The organism is Larkinella knui, from assembly GCF_003858645.1.
In the GTDB taxonomy this organism is placed as follows: Bacteria; Bacteroidota; Bacteroidia; order Cytophagales; family Spirosomataceae; genus Larkinella; species Larkinella knui.
The window spans coordinates 988,231-1,005,169 of the sequence record NZ_RQJP01000003.1; the positions used below are offsets into that span (position 1 = coordinate 988,231).

Here is a 16,939-nt window from a genome sequence, read left to right on the forward strand (position 1 = left end):
TATTTTTGTAAACCCATTCTTTTTCGGTCCAGAGCCGTTTTCAGACCATCTTTTGCCGAAAAAGGAATGATCAACGATTGACATTCAATGACTAAAATTCAGAAACTTCTCGTTGCCAACCGGGGTGAAATTGCCCTGCGGATCATGCGGACGGCCCGCGAAATGGGTATTCGTACCGTGGCTATTTTCAGTGAGGCCGACCGCCAGTCGCTCCATGTCCGGTATGCCGACGAGGCCGTCTGCGTGGGTCCCGCTCCTTCGTCAGAATCGTACCTTCGGGCCGATGTCATCATCGACGTTTGTCGACAAACCGGTGCCGACGCCATTCATCCGGGCTACGGTTTTTTGTCGGAGAACGCCGGTTTTGCGCGGGCCGTCCGGAATGCCGGGCTGATCTTCGTCGGGCCGTCGCCGGAATCCATTGAAGTCATGGGTAGCAAACTGGCGGCCAAAGCCGCGGTGGCATCCTACAACATCCCGATGGTTCCCGGCACACCCGAAGCCATAACCGATCGCGACGACGCCAAGAAAACCGCAGCCCGGATCGGCTACCCGATTCTGATCAAGGCCAGTGCGGGGGGCGGTGGCAAAGGCATGCGGATTGTGGAACAGGAAGCGGATTTTGACGAAGGCATGAACCGGGCCGTCAGCGAGGCTACGTCGGCGTTCGGCGACGGGTCGGTTTTTATCGAGAAATATGTCACCTCGCCCCGGCACGTTGAGATTCAGGTACTGGGCGATCAGCACGGCAACATCATCCACCTGTTCGAGCGCGAATGTTCCGTGCAGCGCCGGCATCAGAAAGTGGTGGAAGAAGCTCCGTCGTCGGTCCTTACGCCCGAAATCCGGGCCGAAATGGGCCGTTGCGCGGTGGAAGTGGCGCGGGCCTGTGGCTATTACGGAGCCGGAACGGTGGAATTTATCGTCGATGATCAGCTGAATTTCTATTTTCTGGAAATGAACACCCGGCTTCAGGTCGAGCATCCGGTGACGGAACAGATCACGGGCATCGATCTGGTGAAACAGATGATTTTCATTGCCGAAGGAAAACCGCTGGCGATTAAGCAGGAAGATCTGGAAATTAACGGTCACGCCATCGAAATCCGGGTGTATGCCGAAGATCCGGCCAATAACTTTCTGCCCGACGTCGGAACGCTGGAAACCTACGTACGGCCCCAGGGCAATGGCATTCGGGTAGACGACGGTTTTGAGCAGGGCATGGCCATTCCGATTTATTACGATCCGATGATTGCCAAATTGGTGACCACCGGAGCCACACGGGCCGAAGCCATTGAAAAAATGATCCGCGCCATCGACGAATACCGCATCACGGGCGTTCAAACGACGCTGCCCTTCTGCCGGTTTGTGATGCAGCACGACGCGTTCCGGTCGGGGCAGTTCGACACCCATTTTGTCAATCGGTATTTTACCCCCGATAAACTGCTCCCCGCAACCCATGCGGAAGAAACCCAGTTGGCGGGCGTTCTGGCGGCCTGGTTATTCCAGACCAGCAAGCCGAAGTCCGGGCCGGGTGCCGTTGTCGTTGATCAGCAACGCAGCAAGTGGCGGGAAAGGCGGTTGGGTTAACGCAATACGACCAAACGATGCTCAAAAGCTGGACGTTTTACCTCGAACTCGCAGCCCGTTATTACGTTTTCCTGATACTCAATGTATATGGATGGGGAAAGATTTTGGGCGGGCAGTTTTTCAGACCCGGTCATTTTCCCGCCGAAGCCGCCCGCCTGCCGTTAGCCGAAGCAAGCGGTTTTAATTTGGCCTGGGCCTTTTTCGGTCATTCGCCTTTTTACATCTGGTTTATCGGCCTTTCCCAGATCGTCGGGGCGTGGTTGTTGCTAAGCCCGAAAACGAAATTGCCGGGAGTCGCCATTCTGATTCCCATCCTGTTGAACATTGTGGTGGTCGATATCACGTTTCAAATTTCATTTGGGGCGATGGCGGTGGCGGCCACCTGTCTGGCGCTGCTGCTGCTGGTGTTGTTTTTAAATCTGCCAACCCTGAAAGCCATTTTCGCTATTCTTTGGCAACCAGCGGTATCCGAAAAGCCGGTATTGAAAGCGCGAATGAAAACCATGGCCATCATTTTCGGCTTTCTTGCTGTGATTTTCGGGTTCCAGAGCCTCGTCATCTGGCTGGCCAATCTGTAAACCGCTCGACGCAGGATGCGTACAGAATTAAAAAACCACGATAATCGGCGGACAGGAATCGAAGTAATTAACAGGGTTGTGTAACTTAGCGCAGAAAACAAATTCCTTTTCCTAAATACCCCTATGAAAAACCTAGTAGTATTTTGTTGTGCAATGCTCGTTCTGGGTGCTTGCTCAAAATCGTCAACGACCGCTTCCAAGTCGGCGTCATCGCCAAAAGCAGAAAAAGGCTGGATCAGCCTTTTCGACGGCAAATCGTTCGATGGCTGGAAAGTTGGCAAGAACGCCGAGTCCTTCAAAATCGAAGATGGAGCCATTGCGGTCAATGGTCCGGTTGGGCACCTTTTCTACGTAGGACCGGTGAAAGACCACAACTTCAAAAATTTCCAGTTCAAGGCCAAAGTGATGACGCTGCCCGGCTCCAACTCCGGCATGTATTTCCATACGCAGTATCAGGAAGAAAGCTGGCCCAGAAAAGGGTTTGAGGTTCAGGTGAACAATTCGCACACCGACTGGCGACGGACGGCGAGCCTCTACGCCATTCAGGATGTGAAAGAAACCTACGTCAAAGACAATGAATGGTATACCGAAGAAATCATGGTTCAGGGTAAAAAAGTGACCATCAAAATCAATGACAAAGTCGTGAACGAATACACCGAACCCGACAACGTGGAACGTCCGAAAGACATGGCCGAACGCAAAATCAGCAGCGGGACGTTCGCGCTGCAGGCCCATGATCCGAAAAGCAAAGTCTATTTCAAAGACATCATGGTGAAAGTGTTGCCCGACTGAAAATGAATGAAGAGTTAAAAGTTAAGAATTAAAAATTAAAAGTACGGTCTGTACGCGTCGGCCTGCTTTTTAACTTTTAATTCTTAACTCATACCTCTTCCTTTTTCCTTGCGTCTTCAAAACATCTTCTTCGGTTCCGGGTTTCTTAAGTATCATTAAACGAGAAACACCATGAACCATTTTGAAACCCTGACGGAAGCGATGGAAAGCCTGCGCGAACGCGGCTATACGCACGAATTCACCCCAAAACGGGATTATCTGGAAGAAAGTGGTACGGGCTTAAAATTAAAAAGCGAAGAAATTACGGTCGATGAGTTTCACCGTTTTGAGGGCACCTCTGACCCCGGCGATGAGATGACGCTGTACGCCATTTCAACAACGAATGGCATGAAAGGCGTGTTTGTATCGGCACAAGGCACTTATTCGAATGAAGTGACTCCCGAATTAATGCAAAAATTTTCAATTGCCGAGCGGCCGGAAACCAATCTGGAAGGGTCCGTAAAGCCCATTCATGCGCTTGGATTGGAAGCAAATGAGCAGTAAGTAGTAAGCCGTTTATACGATATACTTGCAATCGGCCTCCCGCGCAACGTATATTTGCTGACAACCCGTACGCAATTGCCTTGTTTTTTCCCGAAAATACCGGCTGAATGCAATCGGCTCATTGTCAACTGCTAACTGTTTTTTGCTAATTTTGCGCTCTTTTGAGAGAGCTGCTCTTTTCTTGACCGTATGAAGCTGTCTGAATTTAGGTTTGACTTACCCCAAAGTCTTGTTGCCTTGTATCCGCCCGAACGTGGGGAAGCGCGGCTGATGGTTGTGGATCGTAAAACAAAAACCATCGAACACAAACAATTCTCCGACATCCTGTCCTATTTTGATGACGGAGACGTGATGGTTATCAACAACACCAAGGTGTTCCCCGCACGGCTTTATGGTAATAAAGAAAAAACCGGTGCTAAAATTGAAGTTTTCCTGCTGCGCGAACTCAACCGTGAAATGCGGCTGTGGGATGTGCTAGTCGATCCGGCCCGGAAAATTCGGGTGGGAAATAAATTGTATTTTGGTGACAGTGACCTGGTTGCGGAAGTGATCGATAACACCACGTCCCGTGGCCGAACCATCCGGTTTTTATTTGAAGGGTCGCACGAAGAGTTTATGAAAGCGATCGATGAACTGGGCGAAACGCCTTTGCCCCGCGAAATCAAGCGCAAAACGGAAGACTCCGACCGCGACCGCTACCAAACCATCTTTGCCCAGCACGTTGGGGCCGTTGCCGCTCCGACGGCCGGTATGCACTTCACGAAAACCATCATGAAGCGGATGGAAATCAAGGGAATCCATTTTGCCCCCATCACCCTGCACGTGGGGCTGGGCACCTTCCGGACCGTTGATGTTGAAGACCTGACCAAACACAAGACCGACTCGGAAAATTATTCAATTACGGACTCCGCAGCCAATATTGTCAATCAGGCGCTGGACAAAAACAAGCGTGTTTGCGCCGTTGGAACCACTTCGCTGAAAGCCATTGAGTCGTCCGTATCGGCCAATGGTCGGCTGAAATCCGTTGAAGGCTGGACCGACCGGTTTATTTTTCCACCCTACGATTTCAAAATCGCCAACGCGCTGTTGACCAATTTCCACCTGCCGGAATCCATTCTGATCATGATGACCAGCGCATTTGGTGGGTATGACCTCATTAAACAAGCCTACGATATTGCCATTCAGGAGAAGTACAAATTCTTCAGCTATGGCGATGCGATGCTGATTCTTTGATAGACAAAAGACGTGAGACAAGAGAAGAAAGACTTCAGGAAACGGTCTTTCTTCTCTTGTCTTTTTTCTTTATTCTTATCCCATGACAAACCGTTACGCCATCATTGTTGCCGGAGGAAGTGGCAGTCGGATGGGAATCACGTCGCCGAAGCAGTTTCTGCCCATTGGCGGTTTGCCCATTCTTATGCACACCATCCGGCGATTTTGCTCGTCCGATCCTGATTTACAGGTTAGTGTTGTTTTACCGAACGAACAGTTCCCGGTTTGGAAAGCGCTTTGTCACCAGTATAATTTTACGGAATCAATCGAGGTTATAGCGGGTGGCCAGACGCGGTTTCAGTCGGTTCGGAATGGGCTGGCGCACATTGCGACGAACGACGGTTTGGTGGCGGTTCACGATGGCGTCCGCCCGTTTGTTACAACCGACCTGATTCAGGCCAGTTTTGAAACCGCCAGCCGAACGGGAAGCGCCGTGGCCTGTGTGCCACTAAAAGATTCGGTTCGACTTCTGGCACCGGACGGAAGCAGTCAGGCGGTCGACCGGGCAAATTACCGCCTAATCCAAACGCCACAAACGTTTCAGCTCGCACTTTTCCGACGTGCCTTTCAGGCAGAGGAACAACCTTTTTTTACTGATTGCGCCAGCGTTGTCGACTACGCCGGATATCCCATTACGCTCATCGACGGTTCGTACGACAACATAAAGATCACGACACCGGAAGATTTAGCCATTGCCGAACAGAAATTACGATCCGTATTCTAATGCGTCGACTCCCGCCCGACCACTATATTACCGGTATTCGCTCCGGTGACCGGCTGGTGCTTAGCCGTGCGATCACCCTGGTGGAGAGCCAGTTAGAGAGCGATCAGGTGCTGGCATTACAGGTATTGGAACAGGTGTTGCCCCAAACGGGGCAATCGATCCGGGTCGGCATTACGGGTGTTCCGGGTGTGGGGAAAAGTACGTTTATCGAAGCCTTCGGCAAGCAGCTCACGACAATTGGAAAAAAAGTGGCGGTTTTGGCGATCGATCCAACCAGCCAGCGGTCGCATGGCAGTATTCTAGGCGACAAAATCCGCATGGAAACGCTGTCGATGGATCCAAGGGCCTACATCCGCCCGACGCCCTCGGGTGGTTCGCTGGGGGGCGTGGCCAACAAAACCCGGGAAACGATGCTCCTCTGCGAAGCGGCCGGATTTGATGTTATTTTGATCGAAACCGTTGGCGTGGGGCAGTCCGAAACGCTGGTGCATGGCATGGTCGATTTTTTTCTGCTGCTGATGCTGGCCGGTGCGGGTGACGAACTCCAGGGAATGAAACGCGGCATCATGGAACTGGCCGACGCCATTGCCATCACGAAAGCCGACGGCGACAATGCGGCTGCGGCCGAACGCGCCCGGCTGGAATACCAGAACGCCCTGCACCTTTTTCCCCCTTCACCAACCAACTGGACGCCCCCGGTTCTGACCTGTTCGGCCCTGCAAAACCGGGGAATTCCGGATCTCTGGCACGTGATTACGGACCATCAGAACCAGCTTGTCCAAAACGGCCACCGCGATCAAAACCGGCAGCAACAGAACCTCGACTGGTTACACACCACCATTCGCCAGCAGTTGGAAACCCGGTTTTATACGCAGCCGGGCCTGCCGGAACGACTGGCGGAAGTAGAAGCAGCCGTTCGGAAAGGAGAAATTCTGCCGCTACAGGGCGCCCGGCAGTTATTGAATTTTTGAGGAGTTCCGTTCCTGAATCCCGAAACATCGGAATCGCTTAAATGGGACTGGAACGCGACGCCCGCCCAGGCGCGAAATTTCCCAAAAATCGTCTTACCGGGGTCCCATGTAACCCCGGAGGGGTGCTCTGTCAATAGAAACAGGTCTGGTTAATCCGATTTTTTAAGCCCCGGCTGGGGCGTCCTAAAGGATGATCCGAAAATCAGGACGCCCCAGCCGGGGCTTAATGATAGTAAGCAGGCTCGTGTTTCTATTGACAGAGCACCCCTCCGGGGATACACGGGACTCCGTCAGAATAGACCGGAATAAGGAGTGTCAGGCGAACCGGAAAGGCTTATTTCTAAAAGGCTTACCTATGCATTCGATCGTCCGCCGAAGGTCAGTTTTAAGCCAAAATCTTTGCCTTTGGAAACGTCCGCGAGCGTAATCCGATGCCCGGCAGCGTTCCAGCTTTTTTCCACCGCATTTCCGTATTTTCGGGTAAAATACGCCGTCAATTCCTGCAAATGCGTATCGACCGACGCCCGGTTGTTCAAATAAATATCGACGTCGATCCGAATTACTTTTTTGTTTTTATCCAGAAAATACTGGATATCAGTCGATTCTAAATTTGGATAATCGATGGTATACCCAATGTGGGCGGCATCTTCTTCAAACGGTTCGCCGTTTTCGTTCTCTTTTACAACCGATACTGCATCGCCCAGATTGACACCCCGAAACAGGCCGTCTTCCGAACCAACCAGCTTTTCCAGCCAGTCACTCACGGCTACATCCGACTGCGAATCCGCCCGGTTTGGCAGGATCTCGGTGGTGTCGGCCGGGGTGGTTGCTTCCGACGCTTGTTGTTTACTCTGGCAGGCGTTTAAAAAAAGCGCTGTCGCCAACAGCGCACTGTACATAAACGTTTGTTTCATATAGTTCAGGTTGTTAGTCGGATTACGGTATTCCGTTTACGGTATTCGGTAGCTGACGCGTGCTGATACGAATAAGTTAGCTCCGATACCACACGAATACCGTAAACCAATTTATTCTTAAGACGAAAACCCGCGCGAACGGCCACCGCCGAAAAAACCGCTGCGACCGCCGGATGGACGGCTGATCCGCGAGCTGCTGACCGTGCTCCCGATCCGGCTCGCGCGTTCGTAGGTTTGCGGACTGCTGTACACGCCGGAGCTGTAGTTCCGTTCGTTGGCATAGCGCGGAGCGGTCGAACGGCCGAGCATATAGCCCAGGCTCCCCCACAGCAACACGTTGGATAACCCGCTATGGTGGTGGTAAGCCGACGGATTCTGAAAATACCGGCTGGTCGACGAATCGGACTGCACCAACCGGCGGGCGGCTTCGACACTCAGCGTATCGCGGTGACCGTCAGCGTAGTTGACGACGGCTCCGGCTTGTTTTGGATCGACCTGCACCTCGTCCGTAATTTTAAAGTTACCCGGACTGGTTTCGGTGATGAAGGTCCGAACGCCTTTTCCAAACTTTGCCGATGATTCGGCATTATCGGATTGCTCGTATTCCGAGTCATTCGAATTGCCACAACTCTGCAACATCGCCGTGCCGTTCAGCAACGCAATGCTCAGAGTGGTGCTGAGGGTGATGTCTTTCACCCGGCGTAAAATGCTATGTTTCCGAACTGGGGTCATGGTCTTGAAAAGCTATCGTAGAAACGAAACTACGGAGAAGGTCCGGTGGTTGCAAGAAGTTACCGGATGAGTGGAAAAAAAGGCGTTAAGAGGTTCGCGTTCTGAATTATGAACAGAACCCGGATGGTGGCGGGCCAAAATGCGACGAGATCCTGTAATTTTGGGAAATATGCCTGAACGGAACTCATTCATAGAAAATTCACTCACCCGGATAGCTGCACTTCAGTCGGAAAAAAACACCTTTTTCCCGCCGGGCCTCCTGCCGTCGTACCGAAAAAACCCGCTGCTGATGGGGTATAACCGCCCGGACACCAACGTGTTCTTTACGGCCCTTACGGTATTTACCCTGCAGCAGATCCGGCCACAACTGCCGCCGGTTTTGCAGGAAAAAATAGACGGTATTGCCCAAAAAGCGGTTCGTCAGTACCCTGATTTCCAGAACAAAGATGGGCTGAAAACGTACAATTTTTACAGAACGCCCAAAAGAGGCCAGCCTTCCGGCCATTTTCCGAACGGCCACCTTCTGCATCGAATCGACCATTTCCGGCTACCCGACGATGCCGACGATACGGCGATGATTTACCTGACCAGCGAGCCTTCCCGCGAAGACCTGCTCTGGCTCAAACAAAAACTCACGGAACACGCCAATCTGGCCACCCGGCAAGTGGAAGATACCTACGCCGACTACGTCAATTTGCGGGCCTATTCAACCTGGTTTGGCAAAAATATGCCCGTCGAGTTCGACGCCAGTGTGCTGTGTAATCTTCTGTTCTGTATTTATCAGTATGACTTGCCCCTGAACGAACACGATTACGATAGTCTGGAATTCATCCGTTCGGTGGTTGAAACGGGCCGGTATCGCCGGGAGCCCTTCCGCTGTTCGCATTCGTATCCGCGTGCCGCCCTGATTTTGTATCACGTGGCCGGTTTACTGGCGGCTTTTGATCCCGAACCGCTGGCGTCAATCCGGGTGCCGTTGATTCGGGATGCTTACGCGATGCTAAAAGCCGGTTTGCCAATTATGGATCAGGTGATTGTTTCTACGTCCCTGCTGCAACTGGGCGAAAAACCGCCCCGAATCGACGTGCTTTCAATTCCTGAAAAAGAAATCCGGACGTATTCCTTTTTTATTGCCGGGATGCTGACGGCGTCCCAAAACCCACTTCTCAACCGACTCGCACAATCCCGGCTGGTTCGGATGGACTGGACCTGTGAAGCCCATTCGCTGGCGTTGATTGTGGAATATCTGGTGTATTTGGGCGTTGAAGGAGGGAATGATGAAAAAAAAAGCCGGATTTCTCCGTAATTTCGAACTTTGTCATCTACATAAATAACCTGATTTAACCTGATACGGTATGAAAAAGTATGTGCGCTTGGTAACGAAGTTCCTCATGATTGGGTGTGTGGCAATTAGTGCCTGTCAGGGTCTTGAAGGACCGGAAGGGCCGCAGGGTCCACAAGGTGTGCCCGGAGCAACCGGGCCAAAAGGCGACAAGGGCGATACGGGGGCAAAAGGGGCGGATGGCAGTTCGAATGTCCAGCAGATCAATTATTCGGCGCGGGCGCACGAAGGAATGACCGATATGCTCCTGCCGCTGCCCCAGGCCATCAACCGCGACATTGTGGACCGGAGCGTGTTCTACGTCTACGTGAAACAATCCGTCAAGAAATCCAACAATGAAGAAGATTCCTTCTGGTTTTCCATACCGGGCGAAACCATCAAGGGCAACACGTATACGCACTTTGTTTTTCCCGGAAATGGTCAAACGCTGGCGGGGGTGTTCATCCGCCGGACGTCGGACTTCCAGACCGGAAGCGAATATTTCGAAGCCATTCGCGTGGTGGTGGTAACCGCCGACAAGCAGAGCAACGGCCGGAAAGCCGCTATCGACTATCGTAATTACGAGGAGGTTCGCAAGGCGTATGACTTGCCGGAGTGAAGGACTGGCTTATGGTATATGGTATTCGGTTTACCGTTTTCGGTGGCTGACGCATTCATTTTAGGCTTGCGTCAGCCACCGAAAACGGTAAACCGAATACCTTTTCAACCCAACTCCGCCAGCAAATCGTCGGGTAGCAGCGGCAGATAAGGGGTCAGCGGTTCGGTGGAGGTGAAAGCCGACAGCCGGAGCAGTTTACTGCCGGCGGCATCATACTGCAACTCGACATAAAACAGATCCAGAGCGTAGAGGAGATAGATATGGGTATCCTCGTAGCGATTGGCCAGCACCGAACCCCGGAACCAGAGTTGTTCCTGTTGGTGACCGTGCGAGAGTCTCAGAAAATCGTCAAGCTTCATCAGGTTGGATTGCACTTTGGGTTAAATATCTGTATTTTTCCCGCCTATACAAGTTTTTTTGCTAAAAAAACCTTTTCCTAAATCCCTTCCTATGGTATTCAAATTTCGTCACGTGGCGGCTATTGGTTTCATGCTGATGGCTTTGCAAACGTGGGCCGACGTCCGCTTGCCCAAGATTTTCGGCTCCCACATGGTGTTGCAGCGCCGGAAACCACTCCCGGTTTGGGGCTGGTCTGAGCCCAATGAGAAGATAACCGTTCAGTTCAATAATCAGACCAAAAGTACGAAAGCCGACCAATCCGGAAAGTGGCTTTTACGCCTGGATCCCGTCGAAGCCGGTGGCCCTTTTGCCCTCACCGTCACAGGCAAAAAAAATACGGTAACCTTCGATGATGTACTGGTGGGCGAAGTCTGGGTTTGCTCGGGGCAGTCGAACATGGAAATGGTGGTGAAATCGTCGGCCAATGCCGAGAAAGAAATTAAAGAAGGCAATTATCCGCTGATTCGCCATTTCAAAGTGCCGCACGACATGAGCCTGACTCCAAAAGAGGATGTTCTGACTGGAAGCTGGCAAGCCTGCACACCCGAAACCGTTGGCAATTTTACGGCAGTTGGCTACTTTTTTGCGCGTGAATTGCAGAAAGAACTGAATAATGTGCCGATTGGCCTGCTCAATTCGTCGTGGGGTGGCACGCAGTCGGAGTCGTGGACAAGCCGGGAAGCGATGGCGAGTTTCGACGAGTTTAAACCCGCGCTGGACGCCATGCCCAAGAATCTCGATGAGTTTGCCAGACAGCGGCTGGAGCAATTACAGGCCCAGATCACAAAATTGCAGGGGAGTTTACCCGCTGCCGCCGAGGTTCAACAGTGGTCGGGAATGGATTTCAATGATGCCAACTGGCCGACGCTGCGTTTGCCCGATTTATTCGACCGGAAAGCCATTCCCGGTTTCGACGGTGTGGTTTGGTTCCGACGGGAAGTTACGATTCCCAACGAGCTGGCCGGGAAAGAAATGACGCTGAGTCTGGGAACAATCGACGACGCCGATGAAACGTACGTCAACGGCATCAAGGTGGGAAATACCGGTCAGGCCGGACTCCTGCGAAATTACACCATTCCCGCCGGAACGCTAAAACCGGGTCGGAACGTCATCGCCGTGCGGGATGAAGACTACGGCGGAGGGGGCGGTTTTACGGCCAAGGAGGATCAATTCAAGCTTTCGGGCAGTGGCCGGGAGATTTCAGTAGTGGGCGACTGGAAATTCCGGATTGCCGATTTCAGCCGCAATGCCGTACTGGTTAACCCGAACATGACCGGTACCATTCTTTACAATGCCATGATTAACCCGCTGATTCCGTATGCCATCGAAGGTGTGATCTGGTATCAGGGCGAGACCAACGCGGGCCGGGCTTTTCAATACCGCAAAGCTTTTCCACTCATGATCACCGACTGGCGAACGCGCTGGGGCCAGGGCGATTTTCCCTTTCTGTTCGTGCAGTTAGCCAGCTTCAACGCCGGAAATGGGAACAGTGCCAACGGCAGTAACTGGGCCGAACTCCGCGAAGCCCAGACCATGACACTCGCTCTGCCCAATACCGGTATGGCCGTTACCTCCGATATTGGAGAAGCGAAGGACATTCACCCGAAAAACAAGCAGGATGTCGGCAAACGCCTGGCCATTAATGCGTTGAAGACCGTTTATGGTCAGAACCGGGAATATTCGGGACCGGTTTTCAAGTCGATGGAAGTAAACGGAAACAAAGCGATTCTGACGTTCGACCATCTGGGCGCAGGTCTGATGTCATCCGACAAATACGGCTACTTGAAGGGATTTGAAGTGGCGGGCGCTGACCAGAAATTTTACTGGGCCAAAGCCGAAATCCAGGGCGATAAAGTAGTGGTATATGCCAACGAAGTAGCCACGCCCGTTTCCGTGCATTATGGCTGGGCGGACGACAATGGCGAGGTCAATCTCTACAACAAAGAAGGGCTTCCGGCGGTGCCCTTCCGTACGGATACGTGGCCGGGCAAAACGGAAACCGCCCGCTTTAAGTAATGCGAAACGAGTGGGACTAAACAACCTCCTCACCGCTCAGTGGCCATCTTTGCCCCCGATGGATTGCTCAACCGCCAGTTGGGCAATTCGTCCCGGGTGATCACATCCTTATCGGTATAAACCGCTTTCAGTTGATCAACCGGCTGTTTTTTGATGTAATCGGCCCCGGTCCATACGGAAAACCACGACCACCAGGAACCGAACGCCCGCACCTTATCGGGGTGCGGCAGATTGCCGGTTTCCGATAAGGTAACCAGCTTTTTACCGTTAAAAAGAGCCTGTGCATTGGCCCAGTTGCCGCTTAAGGTGGCCGTCGGGTCGGCGTAGCTATCCAGTCCGACCACATCGACGCAGGCATCGCCCGGATACCAGTCCGGGTTGATCGAATCGGTGCCGGTATAGACCCAGATCAGGTTGTGAAGCTGGTGGTGATTGGTGAGCCGGTCATACAGCAACTTCCAAAGCTCTTTGAACGGCCCGGCGCCTTTAGCTCCCCACCAGAACCAGCCACCCGACGCTTCGTGCAGCGGTCGCCAGAGCACGGGGATATCGACGGCCTGAAATTTTTTGAGTTCCCCGGCAATCGTGTCAATGTCGCGGAGCAGTAGCTGGTATCTCTCGCTATTCCTGTCGGCCAGCGCCGTAGCCAGATCGAAGGTCGTGGCTTTCGTGTAAAAACCGCTCCACCAAAGTTTGTCGGGGGCTTGATCGATCAAATCAGTGGGCGCATTCCAGTGCCAGAGCAGGCTAACGATGCCGCGCCCCTCCCCTTTCCGGGCCCAGGCAATGCAGGCTTCGCTGGATCGCTGCGGAGTCGCGCCGTTCTGAACGCGGCTGGGTGAATAGTCGATCAGGTCAAATGCGCCGATGGCGGGTTCTTTACCGGTTTTTTCCAGAATATATTCCACCTCATCCTGCTGCCCCGAAAGCACTTTGCTGCCATATTGGTCGACCAGATACGCAAACAAGGCTCTGGTCGAAGCGGTTGCCTGTGGATCGGCCAGGGTTTTCGGCGGCTTTGCGGGCAACGCGACTGTCGTTGGTGTCAGCTGAAGGTAATCGATGCTGAAATAGCCCCAACCCCGAAAAATGGTGATGGTATTCTGTCCCGGCTGCAATTGAAAAATACCGGTTTTAGCCAGACCAAAACCGGTATTTTGCTTGAGCGTTCCGCTGGCCTTCTCGTCATTCACCTGAAAATCAACGCCTTTATCACCCGAAGGCGATGCGTATCCGATGGCTAACTCATACAGGCCCGCGGTGGCCTCAAACGTCAGTGTCAGTTTGTCGGTCGCATCATCGAACCCCGTGACGTAGCCGGTTCCGGAAAAACCGGCTGTTGATTTGGTAACTTCCACGCCGGACAGAATGCCGGTTTCCGCTTCGATCTGAACGGTTTTTGGACCGGGTTTGGCCGGATTCGCCGGTTTATCGGGTGTGCAACCCAGCAGGCTGATCAGAAAAATCCTGAATACCCGCTTACGAAGTCTGAACATTCCGAATTAGATTTTCCGTATGAAGAGGCTATGAAATTCTATACTATTTACTTAGTTAAGAGCAACTTACCCCGGAGGGGGTACCCTGTCAATAGGTAAAATTGCGTACGATACACAAGCCCCGGCGGGGCGTACTGATTAGAACACCCCGCCGGGGCTTAAGCGCTATGATGCAGCGGTTTTACTAGTAACAGTCAACCCCTCCGGGGTAAAACGATACACGGTTATTTGATCAGCATCAGGTCATCGAAATAGAACGTCTCGTCCTGTTTGTCGGGTCCCTGAATCCGGAAACCGACCTGCGTCAATTTCTTACCCGCCGACCAGAAATCCAGATCGGAAAGTTTGAGTTTGAAGTAATTCCAGACGCCAGCTTTCACATCGATCTTGTTTTTGTCAGCAAATTCGCCAAAACCGGCTTTGCTGGCATCGGTGGTCAGATACAGCGTGTAGTCGGCCGAAGCGCCTTTGATCCAGCCCGACACGTAGGTATAGTCCGCCGAGTAGGAAATCGCCGAGGTTGACCAGTTAGCAAAAGCGATCAGGTGCCAGTTTCCTTTCTGGAAGTTTTTCCCCACCGAAGCCGTGCCGGATTTGAACTCTTTCGTGGATATTGCCCCCGCATCACCCCATGAACCGTCCTGAAAACCAGCACCGTAGGTGTCGCCAAAGATCATATACGCCTTGTCGACGTTGACCAGTTCCTGGGTGGTTTTCAACAAACCCGTGCCGTTTACAATGTCCAGCGTAGCCCGGCTGGCCATCGTTGCCGGCATTTTAACGACCAGTTTCTTTTTCTCCTTGGAAACAATTGTGGCCGCATCCGGCGTACCGGTTAATTTCACCGACACCACATCGTCCAGATTATTGCCGGTAATGGTAATTTCCGAGCCCTTGGTAAAGTTATAATTGGAAAAGTCCGTAACCGTCGGATAGGCCAGCACGCGAAACGGCACCGAAACCGTCTTGCCTTCACTGTTGGTAAACGTGACGTTCTGAACCCCGCCGACCACTTCGTCCGGCACCCGGAAAATCAGCGCCTGATCGGTATTCAGGGTCGGCTGAAAACCGGCGGGAACGTTCTGCTTTTCGAACACGATGCTGCGCATATCGCCCAGCCCCGAACCGGTCAGGGTCACAACGGTGCCGCCGGCGGCCGAGTCGGGAGCCAGTTTGGTGGCAACGGGCGTACCCGGTTTATACGGTGGCCGACCATCAGTATCTTCCTCGCAGGAACTCAGCACAAAACCCGTCACCAGGGTCAGCAATAACGAGCCCGCCAATTGATTGAATCGATTGAATATCATTGGATTGTTAAGTTTTTGTGAGCGACGTGAGAAAATAGACAAGAGAGAATAGAAAAAACCTTCCTTTATCTCTTGTCTATTCTCTCCCATCTATTTGTAATACGGAACCGGATCTTTGCCCAACTCGGGGTCCTGCACAATCTCTCCGGACGGAATCGGCAGATACATCTTGTCTTCGGTGAAGTTGGTGACGTACGTAGCCCCGGTTACCGTCCCGCGATTCTGCTTTTCAATGATGGCCTTCGCTTTGGCAAAGCCCTGACGCTGAATATCATACCAGTAATCGCCTTCGAAGGCAAATTCCACCCGGCGTTCGTGCAGGATCTGGTCCAGCGTGAGCGACGTCCGGGGTGACAGACCCGCCCGCGTCCGAACGGCATTCACCGCCTGGAGTGCTTTGGCATCCGATGTCGAAGCCGCGCCCGCCAGCGTAGCCTCCGCGTAAATCAGCAGAATGTCGGCATACCGCAGCAACACCACGTTGTTTCCCGAATTCTGGCCCAGAACCGGCTCCCCACCGAAGCTCTTGCCGGGACCGGCAAAGTATTTGAGAATGTTGGAGCGCGTCGGACTCAAACTGCCGCCGTCGGCCGTTGGCTGAAGTGTATCGTATTTGAAACCGTTGGCCATGAACGCGTTATATTTGGGAGCGTTGGCCCGTTGCGGTTTCCAGCTCGGATTGGTCCAGCCGTGTTCCATGACCGACCACTTCCGGCGCAGATCACCAAATTCGTATTCTTTCAGGATATCCAGCGACGGAACGTACATTTCCCAGGCGTCGGCTTCGGCCGTACGGAGCGCACCGGCACCGCGATCCGGATTTTTCAGGTTACCGGTTCCCCAGGGATCCTGCGCCAGTTGGTGTTGAATCGAGAAGAGTGACTCGGAATTGTTGTTCATGCTCATTTTGGTGAACATGCCCATGTAATCGCTCACCAGGCTGTATTTCCCGGAATTGATCACTTCTTCCGATTTCGCTTTGGCGTTCGCGTAGTCTTTGTTGTACAGATACAACTTGGCCATCATGCCTTTGGCGGCATATTTGGTCAGACGGCCCGGCACGTCGGTTTCGGGCAAACCGGCTTCGGCCAGTTGCAATTCTTCCAGCGCAAACCGCAGAACGTCTTTTTGGAGGTAGCGCGGAATGTTGAAATTACCGGACAAAGCCGTTGCACCCGGATCGGTAATGATCGGCGCGGCACCCCACGTACGGGCGATGTAGAAATAAATCGTTCCGCGAATAAAATGACACTCCGCAATAGCCGGGTCCAGGTAAGCAGCCCCACCACCGGCGGCTTTTTTCTCCTCAAACGTTTTGATCATCACATTGGCGTACCCAATGATTTTGTAAAACGCGCCCCAGGAAGCACCGATGCGCTCGGAAGCCGACGAAACCGTGAAGTTCAGATAGTCTACATCGGTGTAGGTGAACATGTTGCCGGCCATTACATCGCCAATGGCGTCCTGCGCCCGGCTTTCGTAATTCCGCCAGGGCAAACCGCTGTAGAGCGTGCTGGTTGCGGCCCGAACTTCGTCCGCGTTGTTGTAATAATTCCCGGTGGTTGTGCCCGACAGCGAGGGCCGCTCGATGAAATCCTCTTTGCAGGAAGACAGCAGCAGCGCCGAAATGGCCAGGGCATATATGGATTTTCGTTTCATGACTTTTTC

16 protein-coding genes are annotated in these 16,939 nt (G+C 52.8%); 10 read left to right on the top strand and 6 right to left on the bottom strand.

Features of this window, described 5'->3' with window-relative positions; genetic code table 11:
• Positions 1–87: 87 nt before the first annotated feature.
• The 7 genes from EHT87_RS18050 (at position 88) to meaB (ending at position 6,467) form a co-directional block, all read left to right on the top strand.
• Positions 88–1,587 carry an acetyl-CoA carboxylase biotin carboxylase subunit gene (locus EHT87_RS18050; protein ID WP_124908038.1) on the top strand — a complete coding sequence of 500 codons (1,500 nt, stop codon included), beginning with the start codon at positions 88–90 and terminating at the stop codon, positions 1,585–1,587.
• A gap of 17 nt (positions 1,588–1,604) precedes the next feature.
• On the top strand, positions 1,605–2,165 hold the full coding sequence (locus EHT87_RS18055; protein WP_124908039.1) for a hypothetical protein: 561 nt from the start codon (positions 1,605–1,607) through the stop codon (positions 2,163–2,165).
• Between the two features lie 123 nt (positions 2,166–2,288).
• Positions 2,289–2,957 carry a 3-keto-disaccharide hydrolase gene (locus tag EHT87_RS18060; RefSeq protein ID WP_124908040.1) on the top strand — a complete coding sequence of 223 codons (669 nt, stop codon included), beginning with the start codon at positions 2,289–2,291 and terminating at the stop codon, positions 2,955–2,957.
• Positions 2,958–3,128: 171 nt separating this feature from the next.
• A complete protein-coding gene (locus EHT87_RS18065) occupies positions 3,129–3,500 on the top strand; it encodes a hypothetical protein (protein ID WP_124908041.1) in 372 nt (123 codons plus the stop codon).
• A gap of 189 nt (positions 3,501–3,689) precedes the next feature.
• Positions 3,690–4,733: a tRNA preQ1(34) S-adenosylmethionine ribosyltransferase-isomerase QueA gene (queA, locus tag EHT87_RS18070; RefSeq protein WP_124908042.1), complete on the top strand. Its 1,044-nt coding sequence runs from the start codon at positions 3,690–3,692 to the stop codon at positions 4,731–4,733.
• A gap of 82 nt (positions 4,734–4,815) precedes the next feature.
• Complete coding sequence (locus EHT87_RS18075; protein ID WP_124908043.1) at positions 4,816–5,496, top strand: 2-C-methyl-D-erythritol 4-phosphate cytidylyltransferase; 681 nt, start codon at positions 4,816–4,818, stop codon at positions 5,494–5,496.
• Positions 5,496–6,467, top strand: a complete 972-nt coding sequence (gene meaB, locus EHT87_RS18080; protein ID WP_124908044.1) for a methylmalonyl Co-A mutase-associated GTPase MeaB — start codon at positions 5,496–5,498, stop codon at positions 6,465–6,467. The genes EHT87_RS18075 and meaB overlap by 1 nt, the downstream gene beginning before the upstream one ends.
• A gap of 353 nt (positions 6,468–6,820) precedes the next feature.
• Here meaB and EHT87_RS18085 read toward each other — a convergent pair whose 3' ends face one another.
• Positions 6,821–7,381, bottom strand: a complete 561-nt coding sequence (locus EHT87_RS18085) for a PI-PLC domain-containing protein (protein WP_124908045.1) — start codon at positions 7,379–7,381, stop codon at positions 6,821–6,823.
• A gap of 117 nt (positions 7,382–7,498) precedes the next feature.
• Entirely contained in the window at positions 7,499–8,113 is a 615-nt protein-coding gene (locus tag EHT87_RS18090) for a Cj0371 family chemotaxis-regulating polar lipoprotein (RefSeq protein ID WP_124908046.1), read from the bottom strand.
• Between the two features lie 169 nt (positions 8,114–8,282).
• Between EHT87_RS18090 and EHT87_RS18095 the strand changes: the two genes are divergently transcribed.
• Positions 8,283–9,419 carry a hypothetical protein gene (locus EHT87_RS18095; RefSeq protein ID WP_124908047.1) on the top strand — a complete coding sequence of 379 codons (1,137 nt, stop codon included), beginning with the start codon at positions 8,283–8,285 and terminating at the stop codon, positions 9,417–9,419.
• Positions 9,420–9,468: 49 nt separating this feature from the next.
• A complete protein-coding gene (locus EHT87_RS31365; protein WP_185716272.1) occupies positions 9,469–10,053 on the top strand; it encodes a collagen-like triple helix repeat-containing protein in 585 nt (194 codons plus the stop codon).
• 104 nt (positions 10,054–10,157) lie between these two features.
• Here the strand turns inward: EHT87_RS31365 and EHT87_RS18105 are convergent, their stop codons facing one another.
• Positions 10,158–10,412: a hypothetical protein gene (locus EHT87_RS18105; RefSeq protein WP_124908159.1), complete on the bottom strand. Its 255-nt coding sequence runs from the start codon at positions 10,410–10,412 to the stop codon at positions 10,158–10,160.
• Positions 10,413–10,503: 91 nt separating this feature from the next.
• On the opposite strand from EHT87_RS18105, the gene EHT87_RS18110 reads away from it, so the two are divergent.
• Complete coding sequence (locus EHT87_RS18110) at positions 10,504–12,468, top strand: sialate O-acetylesterase (protein ID WP_124908048.1); 1,965 nt, start codon at positions 10,504–10,506, stop codon at positions 12,466–12,468.
• A 29-nt stretch (positions 12,469–12,497) separates the two neighbouring features.
• Here EHT87_RS18110 and EHT87_RS18115 read toward each other — a convergent pair whose 3' ends face one another.
• The 3 genes from EHT87_RS18115 to EHT87_RS18125 form a co-directional block, all read right to left on the bottom strand.
• Positions 12,498–13,964 carry a glycosyl hydrolase gene (locus EHT87_RS18115; protein WP_124908049.1) on the bottom strand — a complete coding sequence of 489 codons (1,467 nt, stop codon included), beginning with the start codon at positions 13,962–13,964 and terminating at the stop codon, positions 12,498–12,500.
• Positions 13,965–14,188: 224 nt separating this feature from the next.
• The gene (locus EHT87_RS18120; RefSeq protein WP_124908050.1) at positions 14,189–15,271 is read right to left on the bottom strand and encodes an IPT/TIG domain-containing protein; all 1,083 of its coding nucleotides are present in this window, start codon (positions 15,269–15,271) and stop codon (positions 14,189–14,191) included.
• 90 nt (positions 15,272–15,361) lie between these two features.
• Complete coding sequence (locus EHT87_RS18125) at positions 15,362–16,930, bottom strand: RagB/SusD family nutrient uptake outer membrane protein (protein WP_124908051.1); 1,569 nt, start codon at positions 16,928–16,930, stop codon at positions 15,362–15,364.
• Between the last annotated feature and the right edge of the window lie 9 nt (positions 16,931–16,939).